The sequence below is a fragment of the Streptomyces sp. NPDC021356 genome (genome assembly GCF_040641015.1).
Classification (GTDB): Bacteria; Actinomycetota; Actinomycetes; order Streptomycetales; family Streptomycetaceae; genus Streptomyces.
Genome location: NZ_JBFACU010000107.1, coordinates 1 through 1,310, shown reverse-complemented (window position 1 = coordinate 1,310; position 1,310 = coordinate 1). Strand labels below are relative to the sequence as shown.

The window sequence follows — 1,310 nt, the reverse complement described above, 5'->3', positions numbered from 1 at the left end:
CCCTCAAAGAGGGCGGCGAGGAATACCTCGACTCCGAGAAGTACCAGCTCAAACCCCGCGACTGGGCAGCCGCCGAACGCGAGGGCCGCACCATCGCCCCCCTCATCACCCGCCTCAACGACATCCGCCGCCGCAGTCCCGCCCTGCGGCAACTGCGCGACCTGCACTTCCACCACGCCGACAAGGACGAGGTGATCGTCTACTCGAAGCAGAGCGGATCGAACACGGTTGTGGTGGTCGCCAACCTCGATCCGCACCACACCCAGGAGGCCACGGTCTCGTTGGACATGCCGCAACTCGGCCTGGAATGGCACGAGTCGGTGCCGGTGCGCGACGAGCTGACCGGCGAGACCTATCACTGGGGCAGGGCCAACTATGTGCGACTCGAACCGGGCCACAGGCCCGCGCACGTCCTCACCGTCCTGCGACCGTCCACCCCGCAGATCGGAGGGTCACCCACAACATGATCGTCAACGAGCCCGTCCCGGACACCTTCGAGGACACTCCCGCAAAGGACCGCGACCCGGAGTGGTTCAAACGTGCCGTCTTCTACGAGGTCCTGGTCCGCTCCTTCCAGGACAGCAACGGTGACGGCATCGGCGACCTGAAGGGCCTGACCGCCAAGCTGGACTACCTCCAGTGGCTCGGCGTGGACTGCCTGTGGCTGCCGCCGTTCTTCAAGTCACCCCTCAGAGACGGCGGTTACGACGTCTCCGACTACACCGCCGTCCTGCCCGACTTCGGCGACCTGGCCGACTTCGTCGAGTTCGTCGACGCCGCCCACCAGCGCGGCATGCGCGTCATCATCGACTTCGTCATGAACCACACCAGCGACCAGCACCCGTGGTTCCAGGAATCCCGCAAGGACCCCGACGGACCCTACGGCGACTACTACGTCTGGGCCGACGACGACAAGCAGTACCAGGACGCTCGGATCATCTTCGTCGACACCGAGGCGTCGAACTGGACGTACGACCCCGTGCGCAAGCAGTACTACTGGCACCGCTTCTTCTCGCACCAGCCGGACCTGAACTACGAGAACCCGGCCGTGCAGGAGGAGATGATCTCCGCGCTGAAGTTCTGGCTGGACCTCGGCATCGACGGGTTCCGCCTCGACGCGGTGCCCTACCTGTACCAGCAGGAGGGCACCAACTGCGAGAACCTCCCCGCCACCCACGAGTTCCTCAAGCGGGTGCGCAAGGAGATCGACACCCAGTACCCGGACACGGTGATCCTGGCCGAGGCGAACCAGTGGCCCGAGGACGTCGTCGACTACTTCGGCGACTTCACCGGCGGCGGCGACGAATGCC

General features: G+C 65.5%; 1 protein-coding gene and 1 pseudogene. Both read left to right on the top strand.

What is annotated here, in order from left to right:
• A pseudogene (locus AB0G56_RS42185) lies at nt 1-467 on the top strand (alpha-1,4-glucan--maltose-1-phosphate maltosyltransferase); the annotation flags it as partial.
• The coding region (locus AB0G56_RS42180; RefSeq protein WP_360981677.1) for an alpha-amylase family glycosyl hydrolase at nt 464-1,310 on the top strand (847 nt) is incomplete at its 3' end. The pseudogene AB0G56_RS42185 and the gene AB0G56_RS42180, both read left to right, overlap by 4 nt.